At 60.3% G+C, this 18,453-nt stretch carries 15 protein-coding genes; 7 read left to right on the top strand and 8 right to left on the bottom strand.

Annotation, left to right across the window (positions count from 1 at the left end; translation table 11 throughout):
- Window positions 1-49 precede the first annotated feature (49 nt).
- Window positions 50-1,873, bottom strand: coding sequence for an ABC transporter ATP-binding protein (locus tag QUE89_RS01045; RefSeq protein WP_434784083.1), 1,824 nt, complete (start codon window positions 1,871-1,873; stop codon window positions 50-52).
- 145 nt (window positions 1,874-2,018) lie between these two features.
- On the opposite strand from QUE89_RS01045, the gene QUE89_RS01040 reads away from it, so the two are divergent.
- Window positions 2,019-3,473, top strand: a complete 1,455-nt coding sequence (locus QUE89_RS01040) for a hypothetical protein (protein WP_286221450.1) — start codon at window positions 2,019-2,021, stop codon at window positions 3,471-3,473.
- Between the two features lie 117 nt (window positions 3,474-3,590).
- Here the strand turns inward: QUE89_RS01040 and QUE89_RS01035 are convergent, their stop codons facing one another.
- Complete coding sequence (locus QUE89_RS01035) at window positions 3,591-5,039, bottom strand: rhomboid family intramembrane serine protease (protein ID WP_286221449.1); 1,449 nt, start codon at window positions 5,037-5,039, stop codon at window positions 3,591-3,593.
- Between the two features lie 307 nt (window positions 5,040-5,346).
- Here QUE89_RS01035 and QUE89_RS01030 point away from each other — a divergent pair, with 307 nt between their 5' ends.
- Window positions 5,347-5,793 carry an OmpA family protein gene (locus QUE89_RS01030; protein WP_286221448.1) on the top strand — a complete coding sequence of 149 codons (447 nt, stop codon included), beginning with the start codon at window positions 5,347-5,349 and terminating at the stop codon, window positions 5,791-5,793.
- Window positions 5,794-5,863: 70 nt separating this feature from the next.
- Here QUE89_RS01030 and QUE89_RS01025 read toward each other — a convergent pair whose 3' ends face one another.
- The 5 genes from QUE89_RS01025 to QUE89_RS01005 all read right to left on the bottom strand — a co-directional run bounded on the left by QUE89_RS01025 (window position 5,864) and on the right by QUE89_RS01005 (window position 10,085).
- Window positions 5,864-6,265, bottom strand: coding sequence for an MAPEG family protein (locus tag QUE89_RS01025; RefSeq protein WP_286221447.1), 402 nt, complete (start codon window positions 6,263-6,265; stop codon window positions 5,864-5,866).
- Between the two features lie 2 nt (window positions 6,266-6,267).
- Window positions 6,268-6,510: a GlsB/YeaQ/YmgE family stress response membrane protein gene (locus QUE89_RS01020; protein ID WP_041339979.1), complete on the bottom strand. Its 243-nt coding sequence runs from the start codon at window positions 6,508-6,510 to the stop codon at window positions 6,268-6,270.
- Between the two features lie 114 nt (window positions 6,511-6,624).
- The gene (locus QUE89_RS01015) at window positions 6,625-7,323 is read right to left on the bottom strand and encodes a lysophospholipid acyltransferase family protein (protein WP_286221446.1); all 699 of its coding nucleotides are present in this window, start codon (window positions 7,321-7,323) and stop codon (window positions 6,625-6,627) included.
- Window positions 7,324-7,371: 48 nt separating this feature from the next.
- Window positions 7,372-7,974, bottom strand: a complete 603-nt coding sequence (locus QUE89_RS01010) for a class GN sortase (RefSeq protein ID WP_286221445.1) — start codon at window positions 7,972-7,974, stop codon at window positions 7,372-7,374.
- Window positions 7,971-10,085 (bottom strand): marine proteobacterial sortase target protein, encoded by a 2,115-nt coding sequence (locus QUE89_RS01005; RefSeq protein WP_286221444.1) that lies wholly within the window; start codon window positions 10,083-10,085, stop codon window positions 7,971-7,973. The genes QUE89_RS01010 and QUE89_RS01005 overlap by 4 nt, the downstream gene beginning before the upstream one ends.
- 203 nt (window positions 10,086-10,288) lie before the next feature.
- Between QUE89_RS01005 and pdsR the strand changes: the two genes are divergently transcribed.
- Window positions 10,289-10,990, top strand: a complete 702-nt coding sequence (gene pdsR / locus QUE89_RS01000) for a proteobacterial dedicated sortase system response regulator (RefSeq protein ID WP_041339974.1) — start codon at window positions 10,289-10,291, stop codon at window positions 10,988-10,990.
- Between the two features lie 3 nt (window positions 10,991-10,993).
- On the top strand, window positions 10,994-13,057 hold the full coding sequence (locus QUE89_RS00995; protein ID WP_286221443.1) for an ATP-binding protein: 2,064 nt from the start codon (window positions 10,994-10,996) through the stop codon (window positions 13,055-13,057).
- Window positions 13,058-13,059: 2 nt separating this feature from the next.
- Here QUE89_RS00995 and QUE89_RS00990 read toward each other — a convergent pair whose 3' ends face one another.
- The gene (locus tag QUE89_RS00990) at window positions 13,060-13,857 is read right to left on the bottom strand and encodes an ATP-binding protein (RefSeq protein WP_286221442.1); all 798 of its coding nucleotides are present in this window, start codon (window positions 13,855-13,857) and stop codon (window positions 13,060-13,062) included.
- A gap of 86 nt (window positions 13,858-13,943) precedes the next feature.
- On the opposite strand from QUE89_RS00990, the gene QUE89_RS00985 reads away from it, so the two are divergent.
- From QUE89_RS00985 to cysK, 3 genes are all read left to right on the top strand, one after another.
- Complete coding sequence (locus QUE89_RS00985; RefSeq protein WP_041339971.1) at window positions 13,944-14,387, top strand: methylglyoxal synthase; 444 nt, start codon at window positions 13,944-13,946, stop codon at window positions 14,385-14,387.
- 77 nt (window positions 14,388-14,464) lie between these two features.
- Entirely contained in the window at window positions 14,465-17,389 is a 2,925-nt protein-coding gene (locus QUE89_RS00980) for a transporter substrate-binding domain-containing diguanylate cyclase (protein ID WP_286221441.1), read from the top strand.
- Window positions 17,390-17,428: 39 nt separating this feature from the next.
- A complete protein-coding gene (gene cysK / locus QUE89_RS00975; RefSeq protein WP_286221440.1) occupies window positions 17,429-18,400 on the top strand; it encodes a cysteine synthase A in 972 nt (323 codons plus the stop codon).
- Window positions 18,401-18,453 lie beyond the last annotated feature (53 nt).

The raw sequence follows: 18,453 nt of genomic DNA, 5'->3' as shown, positions 1-18,453 counted from the left end.
CCTTGCAGCAGTGTCATTAGAGCAATGCCTTTGCATTGCTCCAAGATACCTATAATTGCCGCTCGCCGTACAGCTGGGCATAGAGTCCGTCCTGCTGGATCAGCTCATCGTGGTGACCTTCTTCGATAATCTGCCCGTCCTCAAAGACATAGGCCCGGTCCGCCTGTTTCACGGCGCTGAGCCGGTGAGCGATGATCAGGGTGGTGCGCTGGCTCAGGAAGGCTTCCAGATCCCGGTGCAGCTGGTACTCGGTTTCGGAATCCAGCGCCGAGGTGGCTTCATCGAGAATCACCAACGAGGGATCGGACAGGATCATCCGGGCAATAGCCAGGCGCTGTCGCTGGCCACCGGACAGCCGCACACCCTGACGTCCGACCATGGTGTCGAGCTGCTGGGGCATGTCGGCCACCGTTTGGTCCAGCTGGGCAATCTTCAGCGCCTGCCAGAGCTCGGCATCGGTTTTCTCCCGGCCCAGGGTGAGGTTTTGGCGCACGGTGTCGTTAAACAAGGCCGGATGCTGCAGCACCGTGGCCACATGCTCCCGGAGACGCGGCAACCCGATTCTCTGCACCGGTACGCCATCAATCAGGATCTCCCCGCGCTGGGGCGTGTACATGCCCAGGATAACCTGCACCAGGGTCGACTTGCCGCCGCCACTGGTGCCGACCACGGCGACTTTTTCGCCGGGCGCCAGGTGCAGGTTGATGCCGCGCAGCACGGCCTCGTCGTCGTAGCTGAAGTGCACATCCTTAAGGGTCAGACTGACGGTATGCCGCTCCCGGAAGGGGTTTTCCAGGGCCGGATAACGGGGCTCCTCCTTCAGCTCCAGCAACCGGTTGATCCGGCCCAGGGCGGCATTGGCGGCAAACCAGGCGTACTGCATGTTCAGCATCTCCTGCACCGGTGTCAGCATGAACCAGAGATAGCCAAAAATGGCGAACATCATGCCGATGCTCAGATCGCTGAACAGCACCGTTACCATGGCCGCGCCACGGAAGACATCGACGCCAAACTGAAACAGCGCAAAGCTGGCCCGAGTGGCGGCATCGCTGCGCCATTCGAACTGGATGGCGTGATCCCGGACCGCCCGTGCCCGATCAATCAGGTGGCGCAGGTAGTGCTTTTCCCGGTTCGCGGCCCGAAGCTGGTGAATGGCATCGAGGGTTTCGGTGAGGTCGCCCTGGAATTCCTCGTAGGCTTCGTTTTCCCGGCGTTTCAGTTCCTTGACCCGCTTTCCGATCAGGATGGTGGAAAAAATTACCAGAGGGTTAAACAGCAAGATCAGCAGGGCCAGCTGCCAGTGCACCCACAACAACACCATGGCGGTGCCGGTCACGGTCAGACTGGCCACCAGGAAACGGCTGATGGTGGTGCCCAGGAACTGGTCGATGGTGTCCAGGTCGGTAATGAAGTGACTGCTGATGCCGCCCGCACCACGGGTCTCGTACTCAGACATGGCCACCCGCTGCAAACGGCCGAGCAATCGCGACCGGATCCGGAACACCACATCCTTGGAGACCTTGGAAAACTGCCGGGACTGCAGAACATTGAACGATAACGCCGCCAGCCTCAGGCCAAAGGCGATCAGCACCATCACACCGATATACACCAGCGGCTGCTGCCAGGCCTCCGGCAAGACCTGGTCCATCACCGGCAGCACCGGCCCGCTCTCTTCCAGCAGTACCTCATCCACCAGCACCGGCAACAGCAGGGGTACGGGTACACTCATGAGTGTCGCCATGATCGCCAGGCCATTAGCCTTGACCAGGCGCGGCTTGTGCTTCAGCGCAAGCTGAAACACATCGCGCCACTGGTATTTGCGCTGGCCGCCGTCCTGATCGGCAGTCTGACTGCGGTGATGATGCTGGTTCAAAAATCCTCCGGATTGAATGCCTATCAAGATCGATACGATGGCGACCAGCCATCAGTCTACCGTGTGACGGGATTGCTGCGATTGCTGATCAGTTCTGTCATGATTGACCGACGCTTTTTCTGACGGACCAGGACCAACACCCGCTGTGAAACACGACTGCCATTACCACCCCGGCGACCCGGCCAAGTGGCACTGCTCTGAGTGCCAGATGCATTACTGCACCCGCTGCATGCCCGATGCCGACACCCGCCAGCGCCGGGCTCTGTGCCCCCAGTGCAGCAAGGCCATGCGCTACCTGGGTGCCGCCACCGAGGTGGTGCCCTTCTGGAACCGCATCGGCGCATTTTTCCGGTACCCGTTCCACAGCGACCCGCTGATGGTGATTGCCATCTGCACCCTGGTTCCCATTGTCGCCCCGGCCAATCTCATAGGCATCGTGATCTGGGTGCTGCTGGCCCTGGCCCTGTTCAAGTACACCTACGCGGTGATTAACCACACTGCCGAAGGCCACCTGAAACCGCCCCCGGTTTCCGTAGCGTTCAGCGGCAGTGGCTTCAGCATTGTACTGCTACAGTTTCTGGTGTTTGTGCTGATGGGCGGCCTGGTCGCTTCTGCCGGCATGCTGGGCGGGCCGCTATTGATGATGCTGGCGCTGGCATTCGTGGTGCTGGCGCTGCCGGCCAGTATCATGGTTCTGGCCATGGAGCGCTCGGTGGGCGCTGCGGTCAACCCAATGAACCTGGCCATGCTGATCTCCCGGATCGGCAGCCCCTATTTCCTGCTTTACGGTTACCTGATCCTGCTCACCCTGGCCTCGGGGGCCGCTCAGGATTTCGCCGTTAATCATTTTCCGTTCTGGGTATCTCAGCCACTGGCCGGCTTCCTGAACAGTACCTTCACCCTGATCCTGTTCCACATGCTGGGTTACCTGCTATTCCAGTATCAGGAGGAACTGGGTTTTGCCTCGGACCTGCAGGACGGCCTGGAGCAGCAGGATAGCCAGCACCGTGACCGAAGCGCCCGCTTCGACGCCGACATCGACATGAATCTGAAAGACGGCAATTACGATCGGGTTCAATCGATGCTGAAAGAGGCTCTGAAGCGCGACCGGGATAACAGCCAGCGCCTGGGCCAGCTGCATCAGTTGCTGACCGCCCGCAACGACGTCTCTGAGCTCTACCGCTATCACCCCCGATTGCTGGCCTGGCTGGCCGATCGCAACGACGGCGATAGCATGGCGGCATTGCTGGACACCCTGCAAACCGCCGAACCCCAGTTCCGGCTCGACGACCCTGAACTGGCAGTACGTTGCGCCCGAGCGCTATACCATCGCGGCCAGTTCAAACCCGCGCTGCGCTTGCTCCAGGACTTTCACAAACGCTTTCCCGACAACGATCAGTTGGCGCAGGCCTACCTGCTGGTAGCCCAGTCTCTGGCGAATGGCCTGAATCAGTGGGAAAAAGCGACGGCGTTCCTGACCTTTATCCAGAAACGCTGCGGCAACGATCCGCTGCACAAGCAGATTGGCACCTACCTGGAGCAGGCCGAGAAGCGCGAGCCGCTCAAGGGCCCGAAGGCGAACTTCGCAGTTCAGGAGTAGGTTAGCCGGGCGGGCTGCTTCCGAAACACGCTGTGAATACATCCATGTACGCTCGGCTCCGCCATCCATGGCTCCGCACGGTTTCGGAAGCAGCCCGCCCGACTACCCAGCAATCATTCAGTTCGCGTTCAACAACTGCCGGTAGTGCCGCGCCTTCGGCTCCATCTGCAACTTCTCGAATTCCTCCACCAGCAACCGGCACGCCTCTGAGGTAAGCAGTTGATCACCGGTGCCGCGCAGCCGCTCGAAGGCTTTTTCGGCGGCCTTCATATCGTGCTGCTTCAGGCTGGTGAACAGCACCCGGTTGTGGTCTTCAGCATCCAGGGGCTGGTGACTCTCGCCCTTGCCCAGGAATTCCTTCCAGATCTCAATCACCTGCTCCGGCTGGCGCCGGGCCAGGGCGTCGTTCATCAGCTCCCGCGTACGGTCCCGGTACTCGGGTAAATCCGGGCGTAATTTGGCCAGCTGATACAGGTGCTCAAGCAGAATGGGCCGGTCCGGGTAGTGCTCCCGCAAAGCTACGAACTGATGGCGGGCCAACTCGAACTCCATGCGGCCCAGGCTGGCCATGGCCTGGGCGTAGCCAGTGGTAAAACGGGCATCCTGCTCGTCTTCCTCGGGCTCGAAAAACTCTTCCCGCACCTGCAGCCAGCTGCGACCAAGCATCCACACCAGGCCCGCGCCGGCGATCAGACCGCCCGCGTGCGCCATGTAAGCAATCCCGGTAGCACCGGCAAACCAGTAATCGTAGATCTCCTTGCCCAGCCAGACCGGCAGCATGGCCAGGGCCGGAGCCCGGAAATAGTTGAAATACACCCCGAGAAAGTAGAAGAACCGGATTTTCTGCAGACCATAGATGGCCACGTACATCCCCATCAGGCCGGAGATGGAGCCAGACGCGCCGACCAGGGGCACATAGCTACCAGCCGAAAACGCGGTAAACACCAGACCGGACAGGGCACCACAGATCAGGTAGGCCACCAGGAATCGCCCGGCGCCGAGGGCCTTCTCCACGGTGAAGCCCAGCAGAAACAAAAACACCAGGTTGCCGATGATGTGACCCCAGCCGCCGTGCAGGAACTGGTAGGTAATCAGGTTATAGAGAGACAGTTTCGCCGGCACCAGACCAAGCTGGAAGGAACTGAGTTTCTGGATGAAGTTCTCTTCGATAGGAAGCCGCTGCTCGGCCCAGCGAGCCCTGTCGGCCGGCGCCCAGATTACTTGCTGATTGTTCTGCAGGTAGCGGAAGAACTCCCGATCCATCAACAGACTCAGCGCCAGCCAGAAGGGCTCGTCGCCCTCGCGTAGCTCCTGGAACTGCTGCAGCTCATGGACCCTGTCCTCGGCGCCTTCAAAGCGGATCTGGCGCTGGAGGTAATCCTCGTAGGCCGGGGCCTCAAGCGATCGCAGATCGGAATCCAGGTACTGGCCCACCGCCTGTTCGATTTTCCGGCTGTCGCCACCCTGATAGAACAGGAAGACCAGCAGGCACGTTAGCATCAAGCCAAGGGTGATCCAGGGCGGGCGCTTCCAGTTAACGGTGTTCTCGGCGGGGATTATCAGCATGGGCGGTCACAATTCATCACAATCTGTCCCTGAAAACCTGTTTTTTACCACAGTAAGGCCTTCTTTTCGCGGTGTAATGTCTTTTAAGCGGTAAGGCGTCACGAATGCTCGTCAGCAACGATGACCAATACCATGGATTAGCTGATGCCCTGTCATTGAAAGGTCACAGAAATATCATCTAATCAGGCCATCAGGGTTGCCGTGCGAACGCTTATCGACTTTTCGCCAATTGCCGTTAGTCCCGCGCCAACGAATAGTGAGCCGGACTAACAAGAAAAACCGGATACCGGAATCAAGGAAATTGCCAATGACCGTACTCGTTTTGGATAACCCAGAGCTGATTGCCAAGGCCGCCGTGGCGTCCGGTTTCACAGCCGCTGCCCTTGCCACCGATGCCAGGCGTCCGCACCGGATGAAGTTTCATTACGGCTTCAACAAGCACGCGCTGGATGCCACCGACGTCGCCATTCTGCAGCAGCATGCCACCTATTTGCGGCAATACCCGGGAGTCCGGGTGCGCATCCACGGTCACTCCGACAATTTTGGCGCTGAGGATTACAACCAGTTCCTGTCACGGCTCCGGGCCAACGCCGTCGCCCGGCTACTGATGCAGGAAGGCGTCGCCGAGAACCAGATTCTACTAACTGGCTGGGGCTCGACCCGGCCACTGGCAACCCTGGAAGACCATGCGGCCAATCGCCGGGTGGAACTGGAATACCTGACCCAGGACATGGCCCAGGCGCTACAGGGTTAACATCGGCGCAAAAAATCGGCGAAAAAAAGGGGACTCGCAAGCCCCCTTTTTTGATACCGGTCTGAGTAACTCAGCCGTACACCTTCCAGACATTCCACAACAGCAGCACGGCCGTGAACAGAATGGCCAGCCAGGTCATAACAATGCCCAGAAAGCGCGCCCAGTGGGTGCCGCCCCGGCCGTTCAACATGCCCCAGGCGTGCAGGATACGGCCGACCACCAATACCATGCCGGTCCAGTAAACCAGGCCGGTAGCAACACCGTTCAGCTCGGCAATACCCAGCATGATCAGAGCAATGGGTGCGTATTCCACCAGGTTTCCGTGGGCCCGGACCGCCGCCTGAAAATCGCGGTCTTCGGTCACGCCCATGCCCTTCTTGAACTTGAGGCGGAACTTCACCACCTGAACCGACAGCACCAGCAAAAGAATGCCAATGACTGCGGCAAACACTCCAGTGACGGGTACGATCATGGTCAGCCCTTCTTGATCTGACTAACAATGGCCAGCAGCAAGACCGCCCCCACCGTTGCTGTGACCAACTCGCCAACCGCACCCTGAGCCGCCAGACCGAGCAGACGGAACACGAAGCCGCCGATCACCGAGCCGACGATACCAATACCGACATTGGCCAGCACACCAAAACCACGGCCTTTCATGATCAGCCCGGCCAGCCAGCCAGCAACACCGCCGATTATCAAAAACAGAATCAGATTCATGGTTTGCCTCTCCGTGAAGTTCGTTCAACAATTTTTCAGACCCGCAAAGCCTGCCCTGTTTCCCCAGGCGCTTCAAGAACTTCCACAGGTCAGTGGGGGACAATTACAGAATGGCTACAGATCGGCGATCGTCTCGGCCATCAGCTTATGGCATCGGGCCATCAGTTCGGGGATGTCTGCAGTGGTCATCCCGGCCGTTTCGATGGGCGGCAGGATGCGGACCGGCACTGGTTCACGCTGGCCACTCCAACCCAGGGTCTTGTCCTGATACTGGCGGGCACACACCAGGGTGATGGGCGCGCCGGAACCAACGGCAGCGTGGAAGGCGCCTTTCTTGAATTTCTGCAGGCCGCGGCCCTGGCTGCGGGTGCCTTCGGGAAACACCCACAGGCTCTTACCGTCGCGGGCAATTGCTTCGCTGGTGGCCTGCATCACTGCAATGGCCTTGTGGGACCGGGCGCGATTAAGGATCACGTTGCCACCGAGCCAGAACACCTGACCAAAGAACGGAATCCACACCAGCGCCGATTTACCCACCGTGACCGTGCGTGGTGGCAGCAGGTCGCCCAGCACGAACAGATCGTCGTTGTGCTGATGATTGGCAAGCACCACGGTCGGACGGTCGGTGGGCACATTTTCCCAACCCTCCAGTGGGCGTTTCATGCCCAGAAAAGCACGGCCGACCCGGGCCACTGCAGTGCCCAAGAACCGGTTGTTGTCCGGGTTAAACGGCCGGGCTAGGTAGAGCACCAGTGCGAACAGGCAGATAACCGGTACGCTGATCCAGGCCAGAAATTTTCTTAAAGCTCCCATGACATCCAACTCTATCGCCAAACTTTGGCGCACAAGTGTACGCTAACCTCAAATTCCGGCAACAGTATCCATTGGTTCCAGTTGGTTACGGTTTAGTGGCATCTCAGCACGGGCCTCCACCACATACCGCAGGGGACCACGGGCGTCCATGCCATCGAACGGATAACAGGTCACCAGGATCAAGGCATCGTCGGCCAGTGCCCGGGTATCAATCCGCTCCGATCGGCTGTCGACAATCCGCGTGGCCTGAACCCGGTAATGGCGCCAGCCACCCGCCCGGTCCTGCAACCGCAGTTCGCTGCCAGTCTCCAGATACTGTAGCTGATCAAAATGGGTATCGCGGTGACCGGCGATGATTACCGGGCCCCGACTGCCCTCCGCGCCCAACAATTGTCCCGGCCCAAATGCCAGGCTTTCGCCATGACCGCCCGCCAGCACAATCATCGAGTCGCCCAGCTCCGGAACGGTTAACCGGGCCACCGGCCAGGTGTCGGCCCAGGGCCAGGGCCGGGTTTCGGCCTGCCGGGCCTGACTCTCGGCCCAGGCCAGCTCAAGCAACTCCTGGGCAACTACCGCCTTGAGGGGAATCCACAGGCCAAACACGAGCAAAGTCGCAGACGAGGTCAGTAGCAACAGCAACAGACGGCTCATGAGGTGACTCTCCGCTGCAACAATCCGAAGGCCAGGGTAAACATCAGTCCAATCAGGCCCAGGGCGGTAAACAGCGGGGCCAGGGTTGCGGTCTGGGGGTAACGCAACATGCCGGCCTGACTGCCCGCGGGCAACAAGGTGGGTAGATGCTCGGTTTCAGCCGGCACCCCGCTGGGCCGGACCGGCACCTTATCCACCGCGACAAAGCTGGTGTAGGGCGACATCAGGCTGTGCTCCACTGCCAACTTGGTCACCCGCGCCTTGTTTGGCTCGCTGCCTTCCACACGTGCGCTATCCAGCAGGTGGTCGATTTTCTGCCGGGCCCAATGGCGGTTCAAACCACGTCCCGGCGCCGCTTGCTGCAAATCCAGCGATTGCGCCCAGCGCCGACCACCAGGCAACTGGCCGGACACCTTCAGCACACCCGCCGGCGCGGTGCCGCGAACCACTTGTACCAGCGGCTCACCCCGGAACAGATCACCGGTGCGGGCGGGGAAACTTTCGACCTTGCCGCCTTGCCCCGGCCACTGCACCCGAACATCGGTCAACACTGGCGCTTCCATGGCAGAGAGCAGGCGCTGTAAAGGCCCACTGACATCAGCCGGGTCCTGAATGGCGGTGTACAGGCCGCGGCCCCAGCGTGCCGCTTCACGCATGAAGTGCATGTTGGGCGCCGAACCAATGCCAACGGTAAACAGACGCTGGCTGCCTAGCTGCTTGCGAATCTGGGCAAACAGGGCGGCTTCATTGCCCACCGCACCGTCGGTGATAAACACCACCTGGCGCACCCGCTCGCCGGCGTTTTCGCCCGCACTGGCTGATGTGGTTAGGGCTCGCTCCAGCGCCGGGGCCATCTCGGTGCCGCCATCGGCCTGCAAATTGGCCACGTAGCGTCGGGCCCGCGCCAGGTTGTTGCCCGTGGCCGCCTCCGGTTGCATGAACAGGGCATGGGTCTGATTGTTAAAGCGGATAACGTTAAAGCGGTCGTCCGGGGTCAGGGTCGCGAGCCCCTGCTGGAGTGCCGACCGGGCCTGGCGAATGGATTCCCCGGCCATGGAGCCTGAGGTGTCGATCACGAACACCAGATCCCGGGGCAGCACCTGAACCTCGTTAACCCCGGGCACCACCATGGCTAACAGATAATCCTCGTCCTGCCAGCGCTGATGAAACACCGCCGCCGTTGGCTCCCGCCCGGCCAATGGCTGCCAGCGCATCACGAAATCCCGGTCCATCAGTATCTGCTCAGACTGCACCTGAACCGTCTGACCGTCGAGGCGCGTCTGCAACGGATGGGACGGACTGACAACCCGGGCCAGCGGCAGCCCGGCATCAATGGTCATCCGAATGTCAGCCCGATGACTGGTAGCGGCAACCTCATCCGCCTGGACCGTAAACGGGCTGATGGCATCGGCATCCGGCACCTGGGTCGAGGGCAGCGCCCAGCCGCCGTGCCATTCCCGGGGCTGTCCTGCCAGCAGCTGACCAGGCATGTACCGTGGCATCAGGGTGGTGGGCACTCGCAACTCAAACTGTCCCGCCCGGTAGTTCACCGGTTGCTGGTATTGGAGCTCGACACGGATGGTCTCGCCCGGGGGGATGTTGGCTACCCGGGCGTTAAAAAGGTTTGGCCGCTGCTGTTCGACGTTGGCGGCACTCTGCCCGGCCGACCGGGCCTTCTCATAGGTCTTGCGGGCTTCGGCTTTGGGCTGCACCTCGCCGACAATGGTGCGCTCACCCACTGTCATGGTCAGCCCATAGACACTGGCTTTCTCCGGTAACGGAAACACAAACACGCCCTCGCGCCAGTCATCGCTGGTATTGCGAAACCGCCGCGACAGTCTGGTTTCCGCCAGCAGGCCACTGACCTCAATATCGAACTCACTGTCCAAAACGATGGCCGGCTCCTGCCACCGGCCGGCGGCATCGACAAAGTGCAGCACACCGGCGCTGTCCGATTGGCGCTGATCGGCCTCGGCATACAGCGGGTGGACAAACAGCATCAGCAGGACCGCCAGCCACAGGCTAACGCCTTCGGCAAAGCGCCGGGCCCGGCGACACTGGCTGTCGGTTCGCGTGGGTGTTAATTTGAGCAATCCGGTAGAGAGCATCATGTCGGGATCCTTTTGGCTGCATGCTTGGTCGAGGTGTCAGCATTTCAGCAATCCCGCGGGTTCAAGAGGTGGCAGAACCGGGCATTCCGGCCGCAAATAATGATCAATTGTGGCAACCATCGGTGACAGCCTTGTGCCGACGCCTGCAGATGTTTAAATAACAGTTCCCCTATTAATCAGACCGTAACCAGACTGCCGTGACCATGAAGAAGCACATTGTTCTGATCGAAGACGAGCCTGCCATTCGCGACAATTACCGGGTCGCGTTCGAGCGCCGTGGTTACCAGGTGTCGGCCTTCGGCGACCGGCCATCCGCTTGGCAGGTGCTGCGCCAGGAACTGCCCGATATCGCCATTATTGATGTCGGCCTGGGCGAGGAACCGGAAGGGGGCTTCGCCCTGTGCCAGGACCTTCGCGCACACTCCAAGACCCTGCCCATTATTTTCCTGACCGCCCGGGACAGTGACATCGATTCGGTGCACGGCCTGCGCCTGGGCGCCGACGATTACGTCACCAAAGACATGAGCATGGAGCATCTGCTGGCCCGGGTGACGGCGCTGTTACGACGCGCCGAAGCCTGGGCCGAGGCCCTGCAGAAACCCGATGAAGTGCTGGAGCGGGGGCGCCTGACCCTGAACCTCGACCGCATGACCGTGGCCTGGGACGATCAGCCCCTGGACCTGACCGTAACCGAGTTCTGGATGCTGCACTCGCTGGTGCGGCATCCCGGCCATGTCCGCAGCCGCGATCAGCTGATGGAGGCTGCCAGCACCGTGCTCGACGACAACACCGTGACTTCCCACATCAAGCGGATTCGCCGCAAGTTCATCCAGGTAGACGACCGCTTTAACGGCATCCAGACCGCCTATGGCATGGGTTATCGCTGGAACGCCCATGAGGTCTGAGCCTTGACCCTGAAGCGGCAACTTCTGGTTGCCAGCCTGCTCATGCTGTTCATTCCGTGGGCGGGTCTGCAGTTTGTGCTGGAACTGGACGACGCCCTACGCCAGCAGGCCGGGGAGCAGCTTCAGATGCAGGCCAAACGGCTGGCTGAAACCGCCGGCGACGCGCTGATTGGTCAATCACCGGTAACCTCCGATGAGCCCGCCATTTACGTCGACACCCTGAACCGCTCGCTGAATCTGGATGGCTACCCGGACGACTGGCCCGGCTACGAAGAAGGGGCAGCGAATGAAGAAAGTCCCGTCTCAACGCCAGCCAGCGGCGAAGGGGAAACCAGCCAGCCGGCCCTAACCTGGCAAGCGGCCTCGGATGGCCGCCACCTGTACCTGCTGATCCGCATCAGCAACCGGCAACCGGTGCTGTACGACCCCGGCAACCCCGACGCCGCCCACGACCGCCTTTTGCTCTGGCTGAAGCCACCATCGGATAGCGTCGATGAGACTATCGGGCAGCAAACCTGGCTGATCCGAACTACCGCACCCGGCACTTTCTATGCCGTAAACGGAGGGGATGGAGAATCTGGAAAAGCCAGCAGTCGCCCCGACTACCGGGTAACGGGGAGCTGGCAATCCACGCGTTCAGGGTGGCAACTGGAACTCCAGATGCCAGCGCCGCCGCCAGGCAGCCGGCTTGGCTTCGGTGCCCGCTGGACCGAACAGGGCAATCAGGTAGGAGTAAGCACGGCAACGGAACCGCTACCAATGCTGGTGCGCCCGAATCAGACATTGGAACGGCAACTGGAACCACGCCTGAATCCCGGCCAGCGGGTGCGGGTTCTTGAGCCGGCGGGCTGGGTTCGGGCGCAACAGAAGGTTGGCGCAGAGCAAATCCGGCCGGAATTTGACCAGCTCAGTCCGCTCGAAGTCACCGAACAAATCAGCCTGAATGCCTTGCGTGCGCTGATCCGGTTCTATCAGCCGGAGCCCGCTCAAGCGCTTGGCGCAGGCCACCAACTAACCCCGGAAACGCGACCGTCGGAAGGCCTGGTCCGACACAGCGATGGCAGCACCTGGCTGCTCACCACTGAGCCGGTGTTTGGCGGCCGCACTCTGATCCTTGAGCAGTCCCTGGACCAACTTCTGACCCTGTCCGGCTCGGCGCTGGGATCGGTCATTGCCCGCAGCACCCTGATTATCGTTGGTCTGACCCTGGTACTGCTGGGCTATGCCAGCTGGCTGTCCTGGCGCATCACCCGGCTACAGCGGGCGGTCAGCGCCAGTGTTGACGACGACGGCAGGATTATCGGTACCCTGCCCGCGGCCCGTTCCAACGATGAACTCGGCCAACTGCAACGCCACTTCAGCCAGATGGTGAATCGCCTGCATGGCTACAACCGCTATCTGGAGAGTTTTTCCCGGCGCCTGTCTCATGAGCTGAAAACCCCGGTCGCCGTGGTGCGTTCATCACTGGAAAATCTCAGCCACAGCGAATCCGAGGCTGAACGGGCGCAGTACCTGCGCCGGGCCTCGGACGCCACTGACCGCTTGCGCCAGATCCTGAATGGCATGAGTGAGGCGGCCCGGCTGGAGCAAAGTTTTGATCACGCCGACAACGAGCCCTTCGATCTGGCCGAAGTCGCGTCCCAGGCCACCGCTGCCTATCAGGGCGTGGACCCAGGCCACCGGATTCAATACGTCGGCCCTGAACAAGGGCTGGCCATGACCGGTTCACCGGAACTGATCGTGCAACTGCTGGACAAGCTGGTGGATAACGCCCGGGACTTTACCCCCGAGGGTGGTCTGATTCAGGTGGCCCTGGCATCGCAAGCGGACGGCCTGTGCCTGACCGTGTTCAATGAAGGATCGGCACTGCCGGACAATACCGGCACCGACATTTTTGACCCGTTCGTTTCCCTGCGCGATGGACACGAGGAAGGCCACCTCGGGCAGGGCCTGCTGATCGTCCGCCTGATTGCCGAATTCCACGGAGCAAAAGTAGACGCCGACAACGCCACTGAAGGCGGTGTGGATGGCGTCCGGTTCCGCCTTACCCTGCCCCCGAACGACTGAGGCTAGTCCTGCGCGAACGAATGCCCCGCGAACTGGCGATAAAACTGATTGGCCGTGCGGCCGTTGCGAACGCCCTTGCCGGTCGCAAACCGAATAGCGTGCCGGTGCAGCGCCTCCCGGTCCGGCACCTCCGGGAACAGGGCATCGACGGCCTGTAGATAGACGTCCTGGGAGAACGGATAGAACGACAACTGAAGACCAAAGCGATCCGCCAGCGAAACCTGCTCCTCAATGGCTTCAGCCGGGTGCAATTCACCATCCTGCATGGTGCTCTTGAGGTTGTCAGACATGAACTCGGGCATCAGGTGTCGGCGATTGGAGGTCGCATAAACCCGGACATTCTCCGGCGGCAATTCCAACGAGCCTTCCAGCACGCTCTTTAACGCCTTGTAGCTGGATTCGCCGACATCGAAAGACAGGTCGTCGCAGAAGATCACGAACCGGAAATTCAGATCGCAAATGTCATCGACGATTTCCGGCAGATTCACCAGATCGTCCTTGTCCACTTCGATCATCCGCAAGCCGCGATCACTGTAGCGATTCAACAGAGCCTTGATCAGCGAGGATTTTCCCGTGCCCCGTGAGCCCCAGAGCAGGGCATTGTTGGAAGGCTGGCCGGCCAGGAATCGCTCGGTATTCCGGGCCAACGCCTGTTGTTGGCGTTCGATACCCGTCAAGGCCTCCCACTGAACCGGGTCGAGGCGGCGGATTGCGCGTAAACCGGACCGGTGCCGGCGCCAGACTGCGGCGGGCGTGGTGGTCCAATCCACTGTACTGGCAACTGTACTGGTCACTGGCATACCCCTTCTGTCCTATTCCGTCCCTTGTCGGCTTGTGAAACACTGAAGCCCTGGATGGATTCTGTAACACGGAGACTTTACCTCAAATGGCCGTAAAATCCGTCGCCCTGGTGGCGCACGACAACAAGAAGAAGGAACTGGTGGACTGGGTCGCCGAGAACCGCACCCGCTTTACCGCTCTGACGCTGTACGCAACCGGCACAACCGGCCGCCTGCTGGGCGAACATCTAAAGCGGGACGATATCCGTTGCCTGCTCAGCGGTCCTCTTGGTGGCGATCAACAGATCGGAGCCAAGATTGCTGAAGGCGAAATCGATCTGCTGGTGTTTTTCTGGGATCCCCTGGAACCCCAGCCACACGATCCGGACATCAAGGCCCTGTTGCGCATCGCGGCGCTGTGGAATATTCCGGTGGCCTGCAACCGGGCAACGGCTGAGTTTATCCTCACCTCCGCCTACATGACTGACGACCACCACCAGGCGAAACGACCCGACTTTAACGACTATACCAGCCGAGACGTGTCTTCCTGAGCGCCAGCCGCGTTGGGCAATGCCGACTGCACCGACTAAACTGTAACCAACAATAATGTCGAGCAGCCGGCAACCCAATGAACGACAGGTTGGCCCCCCTCAAGAGTTCACTTTTAACCTGCCTGGGGCTCGTCGTTCTCGCTGTACTTCTGATTCTGAACTCGCGCCCGATCCTGGGCGAAGAGACCTCGAACGACAATCCCGTCGTCTCCATTGGCGTCGTCGCCGACAGCAAGCCCTATTCCTTCTTCGAAGGCCGATCCACTTCGGGATTTTCCGCCGACATCCTCAAAGAAATTGCGGCCAACAGCGGGCTGGAGTTTAAATTCCGCGCCGGAAACTGGCCCGAGCTCTACGCCGCGTTCCTGAACGGAGATCTCGACGCCATTGATGCGATCTCCTATCGGGAGAACATGGCCGACGAAATCCTGTTTACCAAGCCCTACCACATCCGCCAGACCTACCTGATGCAGGACGACACCCGGCCTATCGGAGAAATCCAATCCCTGACTGACCTGCAAGATCTGAAGGTGGGTGTGGTGGAAGACGTGTACTACCGAGACCTTCTGGTTGATCAGGGCATTGCTGTCAGCACCTACGATTCGTTCCCAAGCCTCGTGCGCGCGCTGGCCTTCGGCTGGGTGGACGCCATCATTGGGCCGCGGCTGAGCCTGAAATACCAGGCCAATATTGCCGGTCTTTATTTCCTGTCGATTGCCGGTGCGGCTCCTCTTGGCCCTAAAGCGCAGGAAGATCTACGGATCGGCGTACGAGCGGACAACCCTCGGCTGTTCCGTAAAATACAACTGGGCCTGGAGGCCATTCCCAAATCACGAAAAGCCGAATTACTTCAACGTTGGCGGGAGTTCGGCGGCGCCAGCCTGATCGACGGGACCGACTTCCAACTGGATGAAGACCAGCGGGAGTTCCTGACTCAACTGGGACCGGTCCGGGTCGGATTAATGGAAGATTATGCGCCGTTCAGCTTCAAGGACGCGGGCAAACTTCAGGGCTTGTCGGTGGATGTGCTGACGCGCCTGGCGGACCTCACCGGACTCCAGGTCATTCCCGTTAGCGGTCAGTGGTCCGAACTTTTTCCGATGCTGCGCGAGGGCACCATCGATATTCTTGGCAATATGTCCCTGACCGAAGACCGCAAAGCCTTTGCCCGTTTTACTTCGCCTTACTACACCATCCCCAATGTCGCATTCACCCGAGATGGTGGCCTCGAATTTGAAGGTTTGAGCAGCCTGCACGATTACACCGTGGGAATCAGTTCAGATATCTACTATGAGGACGAGTTGGTCAGCGTGCTTGGCGACAACATTAAGGTGTTCAAATCCCAGGAGACGATGTTCTCGGCTCTCGAGCAGGACCGCATTGATGTGGTGCTGGCCGCACTCCCCAACGGCAACTACTGGGTTCAGGAACTGCGTATTCCTGGCGTTCGGATTGCCGGAGAACTGGTGCTTGAAGACCATCCCGGAGAAGACCTGCGATTTGGCATCCGCAAGGATCTCACGCCTCTGGCCAGCATTCTGAACCAGGCGCTGGCGGCCATCAGCCCTACCGAGATGCGCACCATCGAAAACCGCTGGTTGGGCGCGTCGGCCGCCCCCAGCGATCGGGACTCCGACAAACCCAGGTTTTCAGCTGAACAACAACAATGGCTGGACCAGCGTAACCGAACCTTCACCTATTGCATCGACAACAACTGGTTGCCTCTGGAGGGACTGGATTCATCAGGCACGCACTCGGGTTTGTCGGCCGAGGCCCTCCGTCTGTTCAGCGAACGCGGAGACATACAGTTCAAGCTGGTGCAAACCGATTCCTGGCAGGCCAGTCTGGATGCCGCCAAAGAGCGGCGCTGTGATCTGCTCACTCTGGCAATGCGCACACCCGAGCGTGCCCAATACATGAACTTCACCACGCCGTACCTGCACGTACCCAACATTATTTTGGGACGCATCGAGGCGCCGTTCATTGAAAACGTCGGAGACCTCCGCGATCAGCGGGTGGGCCTGGTCCGCGGCTACGCCTTCTCCGAGCTCCTGAAATACCGTTATCCCGGGCTGGAGCCGGTCAAGGTAGCGGACGAAACCGAAGGCCTGAAACGGTTGCAGGACGATGATCTGGACGGCTACATCACCACCCTGGCAACCGCCATGTACCATATGCAGGAGCTGGGATTGGCCGATATCAAAGTCATTGGCCGTGTACCCGCAGACTGGTCGTTATCGATCGCCACCCGCAATGATGAACCCGTCATGCTCGACATCATGCAAAAACTGGTCGATAGCCTGACGCCGGAGGAACGACAAAATCTCGAGAGTTACTGGCGCGACATCAAGATCGAGCAGTCGGTGGATTACCGGGTGGTCTGGCAAGTACTGGGCATTGCCCTGTTTGGCGCCTCACTGCTGTTCTACTGGAATCGCAAACTGGACCGGGTTAACCGCCAGCTGGAGGGGGCCAACGCTGCACTGGCCCGCCTGAGCGTGACCGACGATCTGACCCAGCTAGGCAACCGCAGCTACTTTGACCGTGAATTCCGCAAGAGTTTTCAATGGTGCCAGCGCAATCGCGACGGATTTGCGATCGCCATGGTTGATGCTGACCTGTTCAAGGGCATTAACGATACCTACGGCCACGAAGCCGGGGACCACTGCCTGAAGGCTCTGGCGGAGAAAATGAGGCACCATTTCAGGCGCGAGACCGACCGCCTCGCTCGCTTTGGCGGCGAAGAGTTTGTCATCTTCACCACCTACCAGACCGCCAAAGAGATTGTTGAGCGCCTGAACCGGTTCCGAACTGCCGTCTCCGAGGGCCCAACCGTCTGTGAGGGACGGGACATCGAGTTAACCGTAAGCATAGGACTGGCCACCGGTGTGCCCGAGCCGGACGACTCGCCGGCGCACTTCCTGCGACTGGCCGACCAGGCGCTTTATGCCGCCAAGCAGAATGGCCGCAACCGGCTGGAAGTGCGCGCCATCAGAGATTGATGGGTGCTAGACTGCAAGAAAAATCGCAAGGAGGACACCATGGCACGCATCTATCAGGACAATTCCCTTTCCATCGGCAACACCCCCCTGGTTCAGCTGAACCGGGTCAGCGACGGGGCGACCATCTGGGCCAAGATTGAAGGCCGCAACCCCGCCTATTCCGTTAAATGCCGCATCGGTTCCGCCATGATCTGGGACGCCGAAAAGCGCGGCACCCTGAAACCGGGCATGACCATTGTCGAGCCCACCAGCGGCAATACCGGCATCGCACTGGCCTTTGTCGCCGCTGCCCGTGGTTACCGGCTGGTACTCACCATGCCGTCCTCCATGAGTCTGGAGCGACGTAAGGTGCTCAAGGCTCTGGGCGCCGAGCTGGTGCTGACCGAACCCGCCAAGGGCATGCCCGGGGCAATCGCCAAGGCAGAAGAAATTTTCGCGGCCGATCCGGACAACCACTTCCTGCCCCAGCAATTCCAGAATCCGGCCAATCCCCGAATCCACGAGGACACCACCGGCCCGGAAATCTGGCAGGACACCGACGGCGAAATCGACGTCTTTGTCTCCGGCGTCGGAACCGGCGGCACCCTGACCGGGGTCTCACGCTACATCAAGGAAACCCGGGGCAAGAAGATCACCACGGTGGCCGTGGAGCCAACCGACTCACCGGTCATTACCCAGACCCTGAACGGGGAAGAGCCGAAACCCGCGCCCCACAAGATTCAGGGCATAGGCGCCGGCTTTGTACCGAAGAATCTCGATATGGCAATGGTGGATCAGGTCGAGACAGTCTCCAATGACGAGGCCATGGAGATGGCCCACCGGCTTATGCAGGAAGAAGGCATTCTGTGTGGCATTTCCTGTGGTGCGGCGGTGGTTGCGGCGGTGCGTGTCAGCAAGCAGCCGGAATTCAAGGGCAAGAATATCGTGGTAGTGCTGCCGGATTCGGCGGAACGTTATCTGTCATCGGCGCTGTTTGCCGACCGGTTTAGCGAGCTGGAAAACAAACAGTAAAGCTGAAATGCAGGGCACGGCCGCTGGCCGTGCCCTGATAGTCCGTGTACCAA

Source organism: Marinobacter sp. LA51 (assembly GCF_030297175.1).
GTDB classification, from domain to species: Bacteria; Pseudomonadota; Gammaproteobacteria; order Pseudomonadales; family Oleiphilaceae; genus Marinobacter; species Marinobacter apostichopi.
Note: the sequence above shows the minus strand (reverse complement) of the source record. Positions and strands in the feature narration are given on the sequence as shown.

Coding starts and splice junctions, on each gene's coding strand:
- cysK (WP_286221440.1), top strand. CDS start 17,429: ATGGCACGCATCTATCAGGACAATTCCCTTTCCATCGGCAACACCCCC.
- QUE89_RS01030 (WP_286221448.1), top strand. CDS start 5,347: ATGACCGTACTCGTTTTGGATAACCCAGAGCTGATTGCCAAGGCCGCC.
- pdsR (WP_041339974.1), top strand. CDS start 10,289: ATGAAGAAGCACATTGTTCTGATCGAAGACGAGCCTGCCATTCGCGAC.
- QUE89_RS00990 (WP_286221442.1), bottom strand. CDS start 13,857: ATGCCAGTGACCAGTACAGTTGCCAGTACAGTGGATTGGACCACCACG.
- QUE89_RS01015 (WP_286221446.1), bottom strand. CDS start 7,323: ATGGGAGCTTTAAGAAAATTTCTGGCCTGGATCAGCGTACCGGTTATC.
- QUE89_RS01020 (WP_041339979.1), bottom strand. CDS start 6,510: ATGAATCTGATTCTGTTTTTGATAATCGGCGGTGTTGCTGGCTGGCTG.
- QUE89_RS01035 (WP_286221449.1), bottom strand. CDS start 5,039: ATGCTGATAATCCCCGCCGAGAACACCGTTAACTGGAAGCGCCCGCCC.
- QUE89_RS00980 (WP_286221441.1), top strand. CDS start 14,465: ATGAACGACAGGTTGGCCCCCCTCAAGAGTTCACTTTTAACCTGCCTG.
- QUE89_RS01010 (WP_286221445.1), bottom strand. CDS start 7,974: ATGAGCCGTCTGTTGCTGTTGCTACTGACCTCGTCTGCGACTTTGCTC.
- QUE89_RS01025 (WP_286221447.1), bottom strand. CDS start 6,265: ATGATCGTACCCGTCACTGGAGTGTTTGCCGCAGTCATTGGCATTCTT.
- QUE89_RS01005 (WP_286221444.1), bottom strand. CDS start 10,085: ATGATGCTCTCTACCGGATTGCTCAAATTAACACCCACGCGAACCGAC.
- QUE89_RS00985 (WP_041339971.1), top strand. CDS start 13,944: ATGGCCGTAAAATCCGTCGCCCTGGTGGCGCACGACAACAAGAAGAAG.